Below are 15631 nucleotides of genomic sequence, written 5' to 3' on the forward strand. Positions count from 1 at the left end.
GGCTCAGCCTTTGAGTTGGGCGGCTTCCTGGAGCCGGATGCTCTGCCGGTGGCGGTAGATCGCGATCACCAGGGCGAGGCCGACGGCGGCCTCGGCGGCGGCGACGGCGATGGAAAAGAGAACGAAGATGACGCCGGTGCCCAGTTCCGGATGGGGACCGTAGCGCCAGAAGGCGATGAAGTTGAGGTTCGCGGCGTTCAGCATCAGCTCGACGCCGAGGAGCACGAGGATGCTGTTGCTGCGCGAGAGCGCGCCGATGAGGCCGACGCAGAAAAGCAGCGTCGAGACGATGAGGCAGATTTGCAGCGGGCTCATGACGCGTCCTCCTTGTCCTGGGCGGCGATCACCACGGCGCCGAGCAGCGCGACGGTGAGGATGAGGCCGGTGATAAGGAGCGAGACGGCGTGCTTGCCCATGAGTTGTTCGCCCAGCTGGCGGACGCTCAGCGTGGCGGGCGCGGCGGCCGCAGTGGTGTCGAGCGGCGTGCCGAGGATGGCCCCGAGCAGGACGCCGGCGACGCCGCCGGCGGCGATGAGGGCGAGGACGGCGCGTGAGAGCGAGGCGGGCTCGATCGGGCCGAGGTCGCCGCCCTGCTTGGTGAGGAGCACGGCGAAGAGCACGACCATCGAGATGGCGCCGACGTAGACGAGGATCTGGGCGAAGGCCACGAACTGCGCGCCCGACCAGAGGTAGAGAGCGGCCAGGCCGGCCCAGCTGGCGATGAGCAGCAGCGCGCTGTGGATCAGGTTGCGCAGCGCCATCGCGACCGCGGCGGCGGCGAGCGTGACGAAGGCGATGAGGAGCAGCGCGGGGGTCATGACGCGTAGCGGTAGGTGCGGGGCGCGCGGCCCTTGTTCAGGCGGCGGCCGATGGCGAGGAAGGGCAGGACGATGATCGCGGCGGAGACGACCCAGCGCGCGGCTTGGAGCGGGCCGGTCCACGCGGTGGTCAGCGCCCAGAAGGCCGCGTTGGCGACGTTGATCAGCGCCAGCGGCACGAGGAATTGCCAGGCCAGGCGCGTGAGCTGGTCGATGCGGAGGCGCAGCAGCGTGCCGCGGATCCAGATGAAGAAGACGACCATGACGATGAGTTTCCCGATGAACCAGAGGTAGGACGGGATGAACTCGAGGAAGGGGAAGGGCGCCTGCCAGCCGCCGAGGAAGACCGTGATGCCGAGGCCGCTGAGGGCGAAGAGGCCGAAGTATTCGGCCATGAAGAAGAGCGCGTATTTGAAGCCGGAGTATTCCGTGAGGTGTCCGGCGATGAGCTCGGACTCCGCCTCGGGCAGGTCGAAGGGCGAGCGGTTGCTCTCGGCCAGCGCGGCGACGAGGAAGATGAGGAAGCCCGCGAAGCCCCACGGCGTGAAGACGTGCCATTGCGGCAGGAAGCCGAGGAACCAGCCGCCCTGCGCCTCGACCAGCTGCTGCGTCGAGAGCGTGCCGACGATGAGGATGACGGGGACGACGGAGAGGATCAGCGGCAGCTCGTAGCTGATGAGCTGCGCCAGCGCGCGCATGGCGGCGAGGAGCGAGTATTTGTTCCGGCTCGACCAGCCGGCCATGAAGATGGCGAGCTCGGTGGCGGCGCCGGCGGCGAAGAAGTAGAGCACCGCGGCGTCGAGATCGACCGGCACCAGGTGGCGGCCGTAGGGCAGCACGGCGTAGCCGAGCAGCGAGAACGCGACGACGGTGACCGGGGCGAGGAAGTGCAGGAGCTTGTCCGCGGTGGCGGGCACGACGTCCTCCTTCGTGAGCGCCTTCACGGCGTCGGCGAAGGGCTGCGTCAGGCCCCAGAGGCGCGGGCCGTTCTTCCAGAAGGGCAGGCCGGCGCGGTTCGGGCCGAGGCGGTTTTGGACGCGCGAGAGCAGCTTGCGCTCGGCGATGGTGGTGAAGGCGAAGAAGAGGCCGAAGACCGCGAGGATGACGACGATCGTGATCAGCGAGCTGACCAGCCACTGCAGCGAGTCCGGGAACCAGCCGACGATCTCGTCGCGCACGATGAGCGGCAGGACTTCGAGGAAGGCGCCGTCGGCGGAGGAGGCGGCGGGCGCCGCCGCAGTTGAGAGTTGAGAGCTGAGAGCTGAGAGACCGAGAACGCTCATGAGGCGGCGGGCGGCTGGGGAGCCGACGCGCTGGGCGCGGGGGCGGGTTGAGGTTTAACAGCAGTGGCGGGAGCGGCGGACGCGGGGGTGGAAGTGGGAGCGGCGGCGGCCGGAGTCGCGGGCGCGGCTTTCGCGGCCGCGGCTTTGGCGGCAGCAGCGGCCGCGGCGGCCTTGGCCTTTTCCTCGGCGGCCTTGCGGTCGGCGGCGAGGCGGGCGTCGACTTCCGAGGCCTCGGCCGGACGGATCTCGTTGTAGTAGGCGTTCGATTTGGCGAGCTGCTCACGCTTGAGGAGCAGGCCCTCGAAGCGGTTCGACGGCGCGACCTCGAAGACCTTGTCCATCTTGATCGAGTCGAAGGGGCAGACTTCGGCGCAGATGCCGCAGCTCATGCAGACGGAGGTGTCGATGTCGAAGATCGCGGGATAGAACTGCTGCTTGCCGGTGGCGTCGGGCTTCTTGTCCTTCGACTTCTCAATGTAGATGCACTGCGGCGGGCATTCCTTCTCGCAGATCTGGCAGGCGACGCAGCGCAGCGTGCCCATCGGGTCGTCGGCGGTCTCGCAGACGAGGAAGGGGAAGCTGCGGTAGTTCTCGCCGATGGGCGCTTTCTCTTCGGGATAGGAGACCGTCACCATGCGCTCGGGCGTGGTGTAGCTGCCGACGAAGTTCTTCGCGGTGACGGCGAGGCCTTTGAGGAGTCCGGTGCCGAGCATGGTGGGCGCTGCGCGCGGTTGAGAGTTGCGGGTTGAGAGTTGAGAGCCGGTCAGCGATCGACCTCGCCCAGGACGATGTCGATGCTGCCGAGGATGACGACGGCGTCGGCCACGGTGTGGCCGAGGCACATCTCCTCGAGCAGCGTCAGGTTGATGAGCGTGGGCGGACGGACGCGGTAACGATACGGATTGGGCGAACCGTCGCTGATGAGATAGAAGCCGAGCTCGCCCTTCGGGCCCTCGATGCGGCCGTAGGCTTCGCCGGCCTTGGGGCGGAAGCCGCGGATCTTCGCCTTCGGGTCCATGACCGGACCGGCGGGCAGATCGCGGAAGGCCTGCTCGAGGATTTTGACCGACTCGCGCATTTCGAGGATGCGGAGCATGTAGCGGTCGTAGGTGTCGCCGTGCTCGCCGAGCGGCACGCGGAAGTCGAAGCGCGGGTAGAAGCCGTAGCCGTCGACCTTGCGCAGGTCGTAGTTGTAGCCGGAGGCGCGGAGGCACGGACCGGTGATGCCGGCGTTGATGGCGGCCTTCGCGTCGAGCACGCCGATGCCCTGCGTGCGGGCGAGCATGATCTCGTTGCCGGTGAGCATCTGCTCCCACTCGTCGAGGAAGCGCGGGTAGTCGGCCACGAGCTTCTGCGCGGCGGCGAGCCACTCGGGCGAGGGATCGACGCGGCAGCCGCCGAAGCGCTGGAAGTTGCACATCATGCGCGAGCCGCTGAGCGCCTCGAAGAGGTCGAGGAACTTCTCGCGCTCGCGGAAGCCGTAGAGGAGCGGCGTGAACGAGGTGCCGAGGTCGTTGAAGAGGAAGCCGACGAGGCAGGTGTGGTTCACCAGGCGCGTCATTTCCGCGAGGATGATGCGGAGGTATTGCGCGCGGTCGGGCACGGCCTGGCCGGCGAGCTTCTCGACCGCCATCGCGTAGGCCCAGTTGGTCGACATCGAGCAGAGGTAGTCGAGCCGGTCCGTGTAGGGCATCGACGCGAGGTAACTCGTGTTCTCGGCGATCTTCTCGTGATTGCGGTGCAGGTAGCCGAAGACGGGCTTCAGCTTCACGATCTGCTCGCCGTCGAGCGTGACGACCATGCGGAACACGCCGTGCGTCGACGGGTGTTGCGGTCCCATCGAGACCTCGAGGAGGTCGCCGTGGAACGGGTCCTTCACGGCGCGGACGGTCGGGCCCTGGTGCGAGGTGAAGTTGGAGAAGGGGGAGAGGCTCATGGCTTGGCGCCCTCCTTCGCTGAAGCTGCGGAGGGTCCGTCCTGCGGCTGCGCCGCAGGCGGAGGATAGTGGGCCTTGGCGCGGGCGAGCACCGCGTCGTGCGGGGTCGGCTCGTATTCGAAATCGTCCGGCGCGACGTAGTCCTTGCGCATCGGGTGGTCCTTGAACTCGTCCCACATCAGCAGGCGGCGGAGGTCCGGGTGGCCCTCGAAGACGATGCCGTAGAGGTCGAAGATCTCGCGCTCCTGGAAGTCGCAGGATTTCCACACCGGCGTGAGGGAGGGGAGCTTCACGTCGTCGCTGCGGTTGCCGGTGCGCAGGCGGATGACGACCGGGCCGTGCTTCAGCGCCATCGAGTAGAGGTGATAGACGGCCTCGAGGTAGCCGGGCTCGGTGCGCTTGGTCTTTTCCTCCACGACCTTGGCCGGGCCGCCGGCGGGGTCGGGCACGGTGGTCTTCTTCACGTCGACCACTTCCTTGTCGAGCCAGTCGACGCCGGTGGCGTTGGAGCAGTAGTCGAGCTGCAGCGCCGCGTCGTCGCGGAGGAAGAGGGCGATCTCGCGGCCGTGCTTCGCGTCGATGCGCAGCGAGTGCTCGGCGGCGGCGCCGGGGTTGAGCTGGATCGAGACCGAGGCGCCGGGGAAGCGCGCGGCGATGCGATCGCGGATTTGTTCGAGCGTTTCCATGGCTCAGGCCTTGCGCGGGAGCGACGGCGGCGACCACACGTCGGGATTTTTCGAGGGCACGATGTCGTGCTCGCCGTATTCGGGAACCGGAAACTCGCTCGGCACGTCGGCGCGGAGGTGCTTGGCGGCCTGCGGGCCGGCGACCTTCTCCGCCTGGATCTTCTTCTGGAGTTCGATCAGGCCGTTGAGCAGCGCCTCGGGGCGCGGCGGGCAGCCGGGGATGTAGATGTCGACCGGGATGAAGCGGTCGATGCCCTTGAGGACGTTGTAGCCCTGCTTGAAGGGGCCGCCGGAAATCGCGCACGCGCCCATCGCGATGCAGTATTTCGGCTCGGGCATCTGGTTCCAGAGGCGGACGACGTTCGGCGCCATCTTCTTGGTGACGGTGCCGGAGACGATCATGAGGTCGGCCTGGCGCGGCGAGGGGCGGAAGATCTCGGCGCCGAAGCGCGCGATGTCGAAGCGCGCGGTGGCGGCCGCGATCATCTCGATCGCGCAGCAGGCGAGGCCGAACTGCAGCGGCCAGATGGAGTTGGCGCGGCCCCAGTTGTAGAGCTCCTCGAGCGAGGTGAGCAGGATGCCGTGGCGGCGGAGCTCTTCGCGCTCCGCGTCGGAGATGTTTCCGGCGGCCGGGAACGGCGTCGGAGTTGGCGTGGAGGGAGCGTCGCTCATTTCCAGTTGAGGTGGCCGCGTGCCCAGGCCCACACGAGGCCCTCGGCGAGAAGAAGGATGAACACCAGCATCGCGAGCAACGCGCCCGCGGGCAGACCGGTGAAGGCGACGGCGAAGGGCAGGAGGAACAGCACCTCGACGTCGAAGATCAGGAACAGAATCGCGTAGAGATAATAGTGCGCCTTGAACTGGATCCAGGATTCGCCCTGGGGCGGCAGGCCGCATTCATAGACGGCGTTCTTGAGCGCGTTGGGCTTGGCGGGCTGGAAAAACCGCACCCAGAGCTGGGCGACACCCAAAAGGATCAGCGGGAAGGCGACAGCGACGCCGAGGAAGAGGGCCAGGAATGCGTGGGGATGGCCGTTCATGTTTTTTTGGTAAGAGCAGCTTCGGAATCTGCCAACTTCTATTCAACGCCGGAACCGTTCCGTTAATTGTCAGAAGCTGGGCATCCGTTGGCCGCGGCGCGCGATTAGGCCGGTTGCAACTAATACCATCTCGCCAAGAAACGCGAAGTGCCCGGCAACGCGCGCCGAGCGCGGCGCGCCGCGTTGTAGTAGATTCAACGCGTCACTCCACCTCCACCATGGCCACTCTCACTGATCGTCTCTCCTACAACGTCGCGGGTCGCTTCTACGTCGACTCGAGCTGCATCGACTGCGACCAATGCCGCGTCATCGCGCCGGACCACTTCGCGCGCAACGAGGAAACCGGCACGTCCTACGTGACGAAGCAGCCGGTGACCGAGGAGGAAATCGCCAAGTGCAAGGAGGCCGCCGACAGCTGCGCCACCGCCTCGATCGGCGACGACGGCGCGTAAACCAATTGTGTGTTAGTTCGTGTGTTCAACCGGCCGCGGCGCTTAGCGCCGGGCCGGTTCACGCTTTATAGGGGGACGATGCGAACGCGCCGCGCCAGAGCGCGACTTCGCCGGCGAGACCGTGCCGCGCCAGGCGCGCGGCGATCTCGTCGACCGTCGGCTCGACGACGCGGTGCCTCGGGTCGCCGGGCCATTCCGGCCGCGCGGCCCGCGCGAGCGCCCAGCAGGCCCAGGCGCGCCAGCGGCGCTGCTCGCGGCGCGGTTCGTTCATGCGGTCGGCGAGATGCTGGAAGTGCACGCGCGGGTTGCCGATGAAGACGTCGGGCGGCGTGTGGGCGAGGAACCAGCGCATCGCGGCGTAGGGCAGGGGCCAGTCGCGCAGCACCGGCTCGTCGCCGCGCAGGTCCGCGCCGAGCGCGCGGTCGAGGCAGAGCGTGGCCCGCGCGGCGAAGCCGCGCTGCCAGAGGTAATGGCCGTAGGTCAGCGCGGTGAGATAGAAACCGGCGTCGCGCGCCTCGCCGTGCGCGGTGAGCGCGCCGGCATCCATCGCGGGCGGCGGGGCGGGCAGGTGAGGGCAGGGCGGAAGGGAGTGGTGCAGATCTTTCCTCTTTCTCTTGATCTTTCTCGTTCTCCTTCATTTCGGAAGGATGCGGCATGTGCCCAGACAGAGAGAAAGATTAAGAGAAAGATAAAGAGAAAGATTCGGCGTTCGAGTGCCGGTGAACTTTATCTTGGCGGCCACCCACCGCTCCGCGCATAAACGGGGGCTCTGGAAACGCAGACCTCAGACCTGATCAACGAAGTGCGTGGCTGGCGCCGGGCGGCCTTGTGGTGCGTGGCGACGCTGCTCCGCCTCTGGGTGCGCACGCTGCGCTTCGAGGCGGACGCGGAGACGGTGCGGCGCCTCTCGATGTCCGACACGCCCGCCGCCATCGTGCTGTGGCACAACCGGCTGTTCCTGTCGCCGGAGTTCTTCCGCCGCTTCCGCACCCGGCGCCGCGTCTACGGACTGGTGAGCGCGAGCAAGGACGGCGCGTGGCTCGCGGCGTTTTATCGGATGATCGGCATCCATCCCGTGCGCGGCTCGAGCAGCAACCTCGGCCGCGAGGCGGCGCGGCTGCTCATCGAGCGCATGCGCGAGGGACACGACATCGGCATCACGCCTGACGGCCCGCGCGGGCCGATGTATGTGGTCGAGCCGGGCGTGCTCGTCGTCACGCGCCGGCTGAACGCGCCGATGGTGCTGCTCGGCGCGGAGTTCACGCGCGCGAAGCGCCTGCGCAGCTGGGACCGGCTCTACATTCCCTGGCCGTTTTCGCGCGTGAAGCTGCGCTGCACCGTGCTGGAGCCGGTGCGGGCCGACGGCGAAAAGATCAGCGCGGAGGATGTCCGCGCCGCGTTGGTCGCGATCAACCCCGACCGGGATTGATCGCGGACGCGGGCGGCGGACGACGGATCGCTCAGAACGTCGGGGTGACGGTGACGCTCTGGCCGGGCTCGACGACGTAGTCGTTGCCGGTGCACCAGGTGACGTCGTTGATCAGCACCTTGAACACGACCGGCGCGGTCGCGCCCTTGATCGTGGCGGCCCAGCCGTCGGCGGCGATGCAGTCCATGGCGATGCCGTGATCCCAGCTCAGGCCCGGGCCCTCGCCGCGGAGGTAAAGGTGGTTGCCGAAGCCGATGTCGACCCGCGCGGAAATGAACGTGGCCGGCGGCTCGGGCTGCTCGGCTTTGCGGCGCGCAGCCGGAGCGGCGGCGGCGACCTTCTTGGTCGGGGCCTTGGCAGGCGCTTTGGTGGCTTTCGGAGCGGCGGCCGTGGGGGCGGCAGCCTTCTTGGTGGTCTTCTTCATGGCTTTAAAAGGGAGGATTCGAACCGGCGGAGGGTCTGTTTCCCGCCGCCGACGGGGAGGTGCAACAGCAAATTCAGGGCCAGACCGGGGATTGTGTCGGAGGTTTTACCGCCCCAACCGTGTCCGGACCGAAAAATTTTAGTTTACTCCGGCGAAAACGGCCTGCAAACAAACACCTCCCTCCGGGGCAGTAGCTCAGTTGATAGAGCGCGTCGTTCGCAACGACGAGGTCGTCGGTTTGATCCCGATCTGCTCCACCATTTTCCCGCGCCCTCCGTGCCGACCGCCGGAGGGCGCGGCGTTTTCGCCGGGGCACGTCGCCGCTCTCGACAAGCGTGCGGCCGCTGCGCAAAGTGCGCCCGTCGGTTGTCCCCGTAGCTCAGCTGGATAGAGCAGCGGTTTTCTAAACCGCTGGTCGCGTGTTCGAGTCACGCCGGGGACGCCAACATCCCGCGCGCGGCGGCGAAAATAATGACTTGCCTCGCCGGAACGCGTGGGGCTTCTTCACCTTTCCGATGAATCATCGGGCTGTAGCGTAGCCTGGTAGCGCGCTTGCATGGGGTGCAAGAGGTCGTGAGTTCGAATCTCACCAGCCCGACCATTTTAACCGAACCGCATCTTGGCGACGAGATGCGGTTCGTTGCGTCTGGCGGCGAGGCTGCCGGGAGGGCCGGCGCGAGCGGGAAAGGACGTCCGGCGGGCCCGGGTGCGCGGCGGCGGCGCCGGTGGATTTCGTGGTGACCTCGACGGCGCGATGGGTTGATCGTGGGCCCATGCAAGCCGCCGCCATCCTCGACGACGTCGCCGCCATCGCGCGCGGGGCGGGTGCGATCATCCGACGCCACTTCGCCGCGCCGATCCCGATCTCCGCGCGCAAGTCGACCCGCTCCGACGTCGTCACCGCCGCCGACACCGAGGCGGAGGCGTTCATCGTGCGCGCGCTGCTCGCGCGCTTTCCCGACCATCACATCGTCGGCGAGGAGGGCGGCGGGCAGGGCGCGCCGGCCGCGGCGGCGCCGTTCCACTGGTTTGTCGACCCGGTCGACGGCACGGTGAACTTCGCGGCGAAGCTCCCGCATTTCTGCACCAGCATCGCGCTGGCGACGCCGGACCGGCGGCCGCTGCTCGGCGTGGTCTACGATCCCACGCGCGACGAACTGTTCAGCGCCGTGCGCGGCGGCGGCGCGCACCTCAACGGCCAGCCGCTGCGCGTCACCGCCACCGCGGAGCTGAACGACGCCGTCGTCTCGACCGGCTTCCCCTACGACAAGCACACCAACCCGGACAACAACCTGCGGGAGTGGTCCGAGTTCCTGAAGCACATCCGCGGCGAGCGCCGGCTCGGCTCGGCCGCGCTCGATCTCGCCTACGTCGCCGCGGCGCGGCTCGACGGTTATTGGGAAAAGGATCTGAAGCCCTACGACATCATGGCCGGCGTGCTGCTCGTCCAGGAGGCCGGCGGCACTGTCAGCGACTACGCGGGCGCACCCGATCCGCAACGCGCGGACCGCGCCCGCTGCGTCGCCAGCAACGGCCGCATCCACGCGGCCATGCTGCGCGTGCTGCAGGCGGCGCGTTGAGGAACGCTCGCCACCGCCGCCTGGCGCGGCGCGATCACCGGCCGTCGCGCGGGGAAACGGCTGGGGCCGGCGGGGACTGGACGGTGAAGGTGCCGTCGTCGTGCAGCTCGAGCACGGAGCCCGCGGCGAGCGTCGTGCGTGCGCCGCGCCGCCGCCACCACTCCACGCCGCCGTCCGGACGCGGCGCGAGGTAGAGGGCGGGGCCGCTCCAGTGCAGTTCGGCGAGCGTCGCGATTTTCGTCCGGCGAAACTCGGTGCGCAGCTTCTCGTGCGGCGCCGGCACGACGTCGATGCCCCAGTAGACGTAGCGGCGCGGCTGGCGCCGCAGCCAGGTCCGGTTCAGGTCGGGTTTCAACGTCACCTCGCGCACGGCGTCGGTGAACGGGGAGCTCACGCGCAGGGCGAGCGGCAGGCCGCTGCCGGTCTCGTAGAAGAGTTTCCGCATTTCGCCGACGGGCAGCGTGTCGCAGGCGCGTCCCTCGATGCCCACGACTTGATCGCCGACGACCAGGCCGGCGCGATGGCCGGGGAATCGCGGACGACGAACTCCACCGTGTAAGGACTGCGCGGCGGGCCGGCTTCCGTGCTCCGGTTGAACAGCGAGGTGTGGAAATGCAGCGCGACGCCCCATTTGCCGAAGGCGCGTTCGTTCACCGCGAAGTCGGGCAGGCGCACCGGTTTCTCCGCGGGGGCGTCCGTCGCGCCGGTCGCGGCGCCGCACGCGGCCAGCAGGACGAGCGCAACCAGGGCACGTCGGGAAGGCACGGGGACAGGATGCCGCGCCGGCGCTCCGCCGTCAATGCGCGCGGGCGCCGCGCGCCGCGTTCAGCGCGGCTGCAGCGCGACGAACCAGACGTCGTTCTCGCGGAGCGGGAACGTGCGCGCGAACTTCCCGTCGGCGGCGACGGTGACGTCTGCCTCGAGGGTCGGGGCGCCGCTCGAGGCGCCGCGCAGCGTGTCCACCTGCGCGCGGGTGAGCTGCGCGGGCGAGCCGAGGTCGCGCCAGGCGGACTGGACGTCATTGGCGCGGTAGCCGACGAGCGTGGCGGTGAGGCGGTAGGTGCCGGGCTTGAGGCCGGAGAGGCGCAGCTCGGCGGCGCCCTTGTCCTTCGCGGGCTGGTCCTTCGCGTAGAACTCCTGGTTGATGATCGAGGGGCCGGGATGCGTGAGCGTGAAGTCCCAGAACAGCGCCTGCGCGCCGCCGCGCGCGTCGCGGCAGACGAAGGCGTCACCGTCGCGGCAGGCGAGCTCGGTGTCGCCGAGCCGCTGGAGAAATTGGTAGGCGAAGAACGAGGGTTTCTTCAGGTCCTGGTAGTTGAGCAGGCCGAAGCCGCCGTGGAAGGGCGTGCGCCGCGGGCCGGCTTCCTCGAAGATGTCGGTGAACGTCCAATACGACATCGACGTCGCGGCCGCGCCGATGTGCCGCATCTTGTCGAGAATGAAGGCGGCGCTGTGGTAGCTGTCGTGCACCGGGTCGGAGGGCGTGTAGGACGTGCTCCACTCGGTGTAGTGCAGCTCGACGGCCTGGAAGGGGGAGGCGTCGATCTTGGCGCGGACGCGCCGGACGCCGGCGGTGATTGCGTCGCGGTCGGGCGAGAGCACGGTGCCGGCGTTGCCGGTCTCGTCGAGGTAGCCGCTCATCGTGGCGTAGCTGTGCGTCGTGACGAAATCGAGCGGCACCTTCTGCTCGGCGCAGAAGGCCAGCGTCTCGTCGATCCAGCCTTCGCCGGCCGTGGCGGGACCGCCGACGCGGTAGGTGGGATCGACGGATTTCACGCCGCGCGCGCTGGCGGCGTAGAGTTTGAAATACTCCGCGCGTGCCGCCGGCGCCCAGTCCTCGAAGCGCTTGCGCTCGGGGTTGCCCATCCAGAATCCGTCGAGGTTGGGTTCGTTCCAGACTTCGAAATACCACGAGCGCACCTCGTCGGCGCCGTAGCGCGCGGTGACGTGGCGGGTGAAGGCGGCGATGAACGCCTCCCATTTCGCATAATCCTTCGGCGGTGTGACGTTGCCCCGCCACCAGAAGATCGTCTGCGGCCCGCTCGCGAGGGCGTTGGGCATGAAACCGAGCTCGATGAACGGCTTCATGCCGATGCCCGTGATGAAATCGAAGAGCTCGTCGACATACTGCCAGTTGTAGGCCGGCCGGCCCTGCGGGTCCTCGAAGTAGACGCCCATGTCGTCGGTGAACAGGCCGTGGAAGCGGATGTAGCGGAAGCCGCATTGCTCGCGCACGAGGCGGAGCTGGCGCTGCCAGTCGGCGCGCAGGCCCTCGTTGGCCCGCCCGGCGCCGACGCAGAAGTTATACATGCGGCTCATCGGCCCGCGCGGCTGCGCGAGGTCGGCGGCGATGACGCGCGCCGGGGGCGCGTCGGCGGCGGCGACGAGACGGGCGCCGGCGAGGACGAGGAGGAGGGAGAAGGGGCGAAGCATGGGGAGGGAAGCAACGCAGCACCCTACGCGGCCGCCCTCGGGCGGGGAACAGCGAAGTTGCGCCAACAGTGGATCAGCGTGCCGGCGGCGCCGCCCGGTCTTCCGCGCGCGGATTCCAGCCGAACTGCGCGCGCAGGGCCTCGCCTCCGGCGGCGGTGAGCGCCACGGCCCGCGAATCCGGCCGGCGTCGCAGCCAGCGGGCCGTCTCGAAGCGCCGGGCGAGCGCCGCGCCGAGGGCACCGCCGATGTGGTCGCGCCGTTCGCTCCAGTCCATGCAGGCCGGGGCGAATTGCCGGCGCTGCGCCGCCACGGCGGCCACGTCGATGCCCAGCGCGGCGAAGCGGGTCCGGCCCGCCGGGGTCACGACGAAGGCGGCGCCGTCGCGCGCGAGCGCGCCCTGTGCCAGCAGGGCCTCGGTCACGGCCACGGCCAGGCGGCCGGCGAGATGATCGTAGCAATAGCGCGCCTCGCGCAAGGGATCGGGCGCCGTGCTCGGCACCGGACGGACGCCGGGGGCGACGACCAGCAGCGATTCGACGCAGCGCGCGACCTCGGGCGAGGCGAGGCGGAAGTAGCGGTGCCGTCCCTGCGTCCGCACGCAGACGAGGCCGTCCGTCACGAGGCGCCGCAGGTGCGCGCTGCCCGTCGCCGGCTCGATGCCGGCCCCGTAGGCGAGCTCCTTGGCGGTGAGCGCGCGGCCATCCATCAGCAGCGTGAGCATGCGCAGGCGCGACGGATCGCCGATCGTGCGGGCGACGCGGGCGACATCGGGTTGGGCAACCATGCTTCGACCGTGGCCGAAGTGTTCGGCCGTGCAAGCCGCGCGGCGACCCGCAGCCTCTGTGTCCGATGAAAGACGTGACCATTGAACTGGAGAACCGCCCCGGCGCGCTGGCCGCGATGGGCGAGGCGCTCGGCCGCGCCGGCGTGAGTGTCGAGGGCGGCGGCGCGTGGGTCGTGAACGGCGTCGGCGTCGCCCATTTCCTCGTCGCCGACGGCGAGGCGGCCCGCGGCGCGCTGGCCGCGGCCGGCATCCGCGTCACCGCCGTGCGCGACGTCGTGGTCCAACGGCTCAAGCAGGACGAGCCCGGCCAGCTGGGCAAGCTGACGCGCCGCATGGCGCAGGCCGGCGTCAACATCGAGGTGCTCTACAGCGACCACGACCATCAACTCGTGCTCGTCGTCGACCAGCCCGATCGGGCGCGCGAGGTCGCCGCCGCCTGGATGAACGAGCGCGCCGCGCCTCCCCGATGAGATCCCCGGCCGGCGGCACGTCCTCCAATCGGGCCGGCGACTCGTCCGAGAAAGGGACGGCTTCGCCGCATCCGCATCGCCGAACAACGGCGCGCCGTTGCGGGCGCGGTGCGCGGCGGACAGGGTTCGGCATGGAGAGGCGGCTATCTTTTCCCCGCGTGGGCCCCGCGATCGCGTGCCGTGCGATCCGTCCGGCCCGCATCGGGCCGCGGCGGCGGCTCCGGGCCGCGGGTCCGTCGCCGGGGCCGGGCGCCGTCCGGGGCGGTGCGCCTCGCCTCCGTCGCGCGGCTGGGATCGGCCGGCAGGCCGCACCGTCTTTCGCATGAAAAACCACCGCTACGACATCCAGCTCACCTGGACCGGCAACGACGGCGTCGGCACGCGCGACTATCGCAGCTACCGGCGCGACCACGAGATCCGCGCCGCCGGCCGGCCGGTGCTGTCCGGCTCGAGCGATCCCGCGTTCCGCGGCGACGCCTCACGCTACAACCCCGAGCAGCTGCTCGTCGCCGCGCTCTCCGCCTGCCACCTGCTGTGGTATCTCCACCTCTGCGCGGTGAACGGCATCGTCGTGCACGATTACCGCGACGACGCGCTGGGCGAGATGGCCGAGGAGGCCAACGGCGCGGGGCAGTTCACGCGCGTCGTGCTCCGCCCGCGCGTGCGCATCACGGGCGACGCTGCGAAGGCGCACGCGCTGCACGCCGAGGCGCACGGCTACTGCTTCATCGCGCGCTCGATGAACTTCCCGGTCGCTCACGAGCCGGTGATCGAGCCGGCCTGAGGCGCCCGGGACTCCGGCGGCGCCAGCAGCCGCTCCAGCTTGTCGAAGGTGCTCTGCCAGCCGCGCGCGTAATCGTGCCGCGAGGCCGCGCCGAGGTGCGCGTGCTCGAAATCCATCCGGGTCCCGGCGCCGTCCGCGGCCAGCGCGACGCGCACGCGGGTCTCGACGCCCGGCTCGCTCTGCCAGCGCCAGGTGAAGGCGAGGCGCGCTGCGGGGACCACCTCCAGATACTCGCCGCGGCACGTGTGCTCCGTGCCGTCGCGGTCGGCGAACGCGACTTCGAAGCTGCCGCCGGGGCGGACGTCGAGCCGGGCCGCGCGCACGGTGCCGAGCGGATCGGAGCCGAACCAGCGGCGCACGTCGGCGGGGTCCGTCCACGCGCGCCAGACGTCGGCGGGCGGAGCGGCGAAGCGGCGGGCGAGGCGGACGGCGTCGGCGGGAGCGGTCATCGGGAGCGGGGCGGTCGCGCGGCGCGGATCAGGCCGGGCGGGCGGCGAGCCAGGCCTCGGCCGCGCGGGCGTCGGTGAAGAAGCGCTGCTCGGGTTTCGCGATCTGGCGTTCGTATTTCTCCATCTTGGCCGGATCGTGATGGACGTTGGCGAAGGCGACGCAGCGCACGCGCGGCGCCGCGGCGACGACGGGTTCGCCGAACTCGGGAAACAAATCCGCGAAGGCCGGGCGCAGCCCGCAGACGCAGAGGAGCGCCGGCACGACGTCGCGCATGGCCTTGTGCGCGTCGAGATCGGCGGGTTCGTAGCCGTGAAGGTCGAGCAGGAGGCGGAAAGAGGTCCCGTCCGGCAGGGCCGCGACGGCCGCGTGCAGCGCAGCGGCCCAACGCGCGACGTCCGCCGCCGCGACGGTGCCCGTGAGACGGGAACGGACGAGCGGAACCGGGGGCGCGGACGGGGAGGGCGGCGGCATCGCGGGCAAAATGACTCCCGCGCGCCGGTCCGCAATCCCCGCGCGACGAAACCGCGGCGGTTCGGGCCTCAGTCGGCCCGGGCCTTGGCGTAGGCGGACTGGACGCGGTGCCACGCGGCGGCCAGTTCGTCGCGCGCGGCGTCCCAGGTGTCCGCGGTGGCCGTGCCGAGGGCGGCGAGCTTGGCGCGGTAATCGGCCTCGGAGTTGCGCAGCTCCTCCATCGCGGCGCGGCGGCTGGCCGAGGCCTTGTCCTCGGCGTAGGTGGCGCGCAACTCGCTCAGGCGGGCCTCGAGTTCCGCCTGCTGGGCCTTCGCCTGGCGCTGGAACTCGTCGCGCTTGTCGAAGGTGTAGGCTTTCACGTCCGACCAAGTCTGCGCGATGGCCGCCTGGGTCTCATGGGCGGCCTGGCCGGCCTGGTCGGCGAGCTTGTTCCGCTCGTCCTTGGAGCACGCGGTGAAGGTCGCGAGGACCAGCGGCGCGGCCACGAGCACGAGGGCGTAGAACAGGTTTTGCGAACGGGCGTGGTTCGTTTTCATACGCCCCTTCCGACCGGGCGGGGCCGCGCGGGGTTTCGGGCGGGGCAAAACTTTC

22 protein-coding genes and 3 tRNA genes are annotated in these 15631 nt (G+C 69.8%); 8 read left to right on the forward strand and 17 right to left on the reverse strand.

Annotated elements, in window-relative coordinates; all coding sequences use genetic code 11:
• Positions 1-3 precede the first annotated feature (3 nt).
• The 8 genes from nuoK to ACMYLB_RS08645 form a co-directional block, all read right to left on the reverse strand.
• Positions 4-315 carry an NADH-quinone oxidoreductase subunit NuoK gene (nuoK, locus tag ACMYLB_RS08610; protein WP_415910520.1) on the reverse strand — a complete coding sequence of 104 codons (312 nt, stop codon included), beginning with the start codon at positions 313-315 and terminating at the stop codon, positions 4-6.
• Complete coding sequence (locus ACMYLB_RS08615) at positions 312-818, reverse strand: NADH-quinone oxidoreductase subunit J (RefSeq protein WP_415910521.1); 507 nt, start codon at positions 816-818, stop codon at positions 312-314. Before ACMYLB_RS08615 ends, nuoK begins: the two co-directional genes overlap by 4 nt.
• Entirely contained in the window at positions 815-2101 is a 1287-nt protein-coding gene (locus ACMYLB_RS08620; RefSeq protein WP_415910522.1) for a complex I subunit 1/NuoH family protein, read from the reverse strand. The genes ACMYLB_RS08615 and ACMYLB_RS08620 overlap by 4 nt, the downstream gene beginning before the upstream one ends.
• The gene (locus tag ACMYLB_RS08625; RefSeq protein WP_415910523.1) at positions 2098-2814 is read right to left on the reverse strand and encodes a 4Fe-4S dicluster domain-containing protein; all 717 of its coding nucleotides are present in this window, start codon (positions 2812-2814) and stop codon (positions 2098-2100) included. Before ACMYLB_RS08625 ends, ACMYLB_RS08620 begins: the two co-directional genes overlap by 4 nt.
• Positions 2815-2864: 50 nt before the next feature.
• On the reverse strand, positions 2865-3941 hold the full coding sequence (locus ACMYLB_RS08630) for an NADH-quinone oxidoreductase subunit D (RefSeq protein WP_415911054.1): 1077 nt from the start codon (positions 3939-3941) through the stop codon (positions 2865-2867).
• Between the two features lie 92 nt (positions 3942-4033).
• A complete protein-coding gene (locus tag ACMYLB_RS08635) occupies positions 4034-4723 on the reverse strand; it encodes an NADH-quinone oxidoreductase subunit C (RefSeq protein WP_415910524.1) in 690 nt (229 codons plus the stop codon).
• A 3-nt stretch (positions 4724-4726) separates the two neighbouring features.
• Complete coding sequence (locus tag ACMYLB_RS08640) at positions 4727-5395, reverse strand: NADH-quinone oxidoreductase subunit B (RefSeq protein ID WP_415910525.1); 669 nt, start codon at positions 5393-5395, stop codon at positions 4727-4729.
• Entirely contained in the window at positions 5392-5763 is a 372-nt protein-coding gene (locus ACMYLB_RS08645; RefSeq protein WP_415910526.1) for an NADH-quinone oxidoreductase subunit A, read from the reverse strand. Before ACMYLB_RS08645 ends, ACMYLB_RS08640 begins: the two co-directional genes overlap by 4 nt.
• Positions 5764-5981: 218 nt before the next feature.
• On the opposite strand from ACMYLB_RS08645, the gene ACMYLB_RS08650 reads away from it, so the two are divergent.
• Entirely contained in the window at positions 5982-6215 is a 234-nt protein-coding gene (locus ACMYLB_RS08650) for a ferredoxin (protein ID WP_415910527.1), read from the forward strand.
• 58 nt (positions 6216-6273) lie between these two features.
• Here ACMYLB_RS08650 and ACMYLB_RS08655 read toward each other — a convergent pair whose 3' ends face one another.
• Positions 6274-6762 carry a hypothetical protein gene (locus ACMYLB_RS08655; RefSeq protein WP_415910528.1) on the reverse strand — a complete coding sequence of 163 codons (489 nt, stop codon included), beginning with the start codon at positions 6760-6762 and terminating at the stop codon, positions 6274-6276.
• Between the two features lie 288 nt (positions 6763-7050).
• Between ACMYLB_RS08655 and ACMYLB_RS08660 the strand changes: the two genes are divergently transcribed.
• The gene (locus tag ACMYLB_RS08660; protein WP_415910529.1) at positions 7051-7644 is read left to right on the forward strand and encodes a lysophospholipid acyltransferase family protein; all 594 of its coding nucleotides are present in this window, start codon (positions 7051-7053) and stop codon (positions 7642-7644) included.
• Between the two features lie 31 nt (positions 7645-7675).
• Here the strand turns inward: ACMYLB_RS08660 and ACMYLB_RS08665 are convergent, their stop codons facing one another.
• Positions 7676-8068: a hypothetical protein gene (locus ACMYLB_RS08665; RefSeq protein ID WP_415910530.1), complete on the reverse strand. Its 393-nt coding sequence runs from the start codon at positions 8066-8068 to the stop codon at positions 7676-7678.
• A gap of 184 nt (positions 8069-8252) precedes the next feature.
• On the opposite strand from ACMYLB_RS08665, the gene ACMYLB_RS08670 reads away from it, so the two are divergent.
• The 4 genes from ACMYLB_RS08670 to ACMYLB_RS08685 all read left to right on the forward strand — a co-directional run bounded on the left by ACMYLB_RS08670 (position 8253) and on the right by ACMYLB_RS08685 (position 9648).
• Positions 8253-8328, forward strand: a tRNA-Ala gene (locus tag ACMYLB_RS08670).
• Between the two features lie 108 nt (positions 8329-8436).
• Positions 8437-8513 (forward strand) — tRNA-Arg (locus ACMYLB_RS08675).
• A 79-nt stretch (positions 8514-8592) separates the two neighbouring features.
• Positions 8593-8669: transfer RNA gene (locus ACMYLB_RS08680), tRNA-Pro, on the forward strand.
• 172 nt (positions 8670-8841) lie between these two features.
• The gene (locus tag ACMYLB_RS08685; RefSeq protein ID WP_415910531.1) at positions 8842-9648 is read left to right on the forward strand and encodes an inositol monophosphatase family protein; all 807 of its coding nucleotides are present in this window, start codon (positions 8842-8844) and stop codon (positions 9646-9648) included.
• A 34-nt stretch (positions 9649-9682) separates the two neighbouring features.
• On the opposite strand, the gene ACMYLB_RS08690 is transcribed toward ACMYLB_RS08685, so the two are convergent.
• From ACMYLB_RS08690 to ACMYLB_RS08705, 4 genes are all read right to left on the reverse strand, one after another.
• Positions 9683-10093: a hypothetical protein gene (locus ACMYLB_RS08690; protein ID WP_415910532.1), complete on the reverse strand. Its 411-nt coding sequence runs from the start codon at positions 10091-10093 to the stop codon at positions 9683-9685.
• A complete protein-coding gene (locus ACMYLB_RS08695) occupies positions 10039-10413 on the reverse strand; it encodes a hypothetical protein (RefSeq protein ID WP_415910533.1) in 375 nt (124 codons plus the stop codon). Before ACMYLB_RS08695 ends, ACMYLB_RS08690 begins: the two co-directional genes overlap by 55 nt.
• 60 nt (positions 10414-10473) lie before the next feature.
• Positions 10474-12081: a GH39 family glycosyl hydrolase gene (locus tag ACMYLB_RS08700; RefSeq protein WP_415910534.1), complete on the reverse strand. Its 1608-nt coding sequence runs from the start codon at positions 12079-12081 to the stop codon at positions 10474-10476.
• A gap of 73 nt (positions 12082-12154) precedes the next feature.
• The gene (locus ACMYLB_RS08705; RefSeq protein WP_415910535.1) at positions 12155-12865 is read right to left on the reverse strand and encodes an ArsR/SmtB family transcription factor; all 711 of its coding nucleotides are present in this window, start codon (positions 12863-12865) and stop codon (positions 12155-12157) included.
• A gap of 65 nt (positions 12866-12930) precedes the next feature.
• Between ACMYLB_RS08705 and ACMYLB_RS08710 the strand changes: the two genes are divergently transcribed.
• Positions 12931-13335 (forward strand): amino acid-binding ACT domain-containing protein, encoded by a 405-nt coding sequence (locus tag ACMYLB_RS08710; protein ID WP_415910536.1) that lies wholly within the window; start codon positions 12931-12933, stop codon positions 13333-13335.
• A 322-nt stretch (positions 13336-13657) separates the two neighbouring features.
• Positions 13658-14119 carry an OsmC family protein gene (locus tag ACMYLB_RS08715; protein WP_415910537.1) on the forward strand — a complete coding sequence of 154 codons (462 nt, stop codon included), beginning with the start codon at positions 13658-13660 and terminating at the stop codon, positions 14117-14119.
• On the opposite strand, the gene ACMYLB_RS08720 is transcribed toward ACMYLB_RS08715, so the two are convergent.
• The 3 genes from ACMYLB_RS08720 to ACMYLB_RS08730 all read right to left on the reverse strand — a co-directional run bounded on the left by ACMYLB_RS08720 (position 14092) and on the right by ACMYLB_RS08730 (position 15576).
• On the reverse strand, positions 14092-14568 hold the full coding sequence (locus ACMYLB_RS08720) for an SRPBCC family protein (protein WP_415910538.1): 477 nt from the start codon (positions 14566-14568) through the stop codon (positions 14092-14094). The two genes, ACMYLB_RS08715 and ACMYLB_RS08720, sit on opposite strands and share 28 nt — an antisense overlap.
• A gap of 28 nt (positions 14569-14596) precedes the next feature.
• Positions 14597-15040, reverse strand: a complete 444-nt coding sequence (locus ACMYLB_RS08725) for a hypothetical protein (RefSeq protein WP_415910539.1) — start codon at positions 15038-15040, stop codon at positions 14597-14599.
• A 68-nt stretch (positions 15041-15108) separates the two neighbouring features.
• Complete coding sequence (locus ACMYLB_RS08730) at positions 15109-15576, reverse strand: hypothetical protein (protein WP_415910540.1); 468 nt, start codon at positions 15574-15576, stop codon at positions 15109-15111.
• Positions 15577-15631: the final 55 nt, after the last annotated feature.

The sequence above is a fragment of the Oleiharenicola sp. Vm1 genome (assembly GCF_047777955.1).
In the GTDB taxonomy this organism is placed as follows: domain Bacteria; phylum Verrucomicrobiota; class Verrucomicrobiia; order Opitutales; family Opitutaceae; genus Didemnitutus.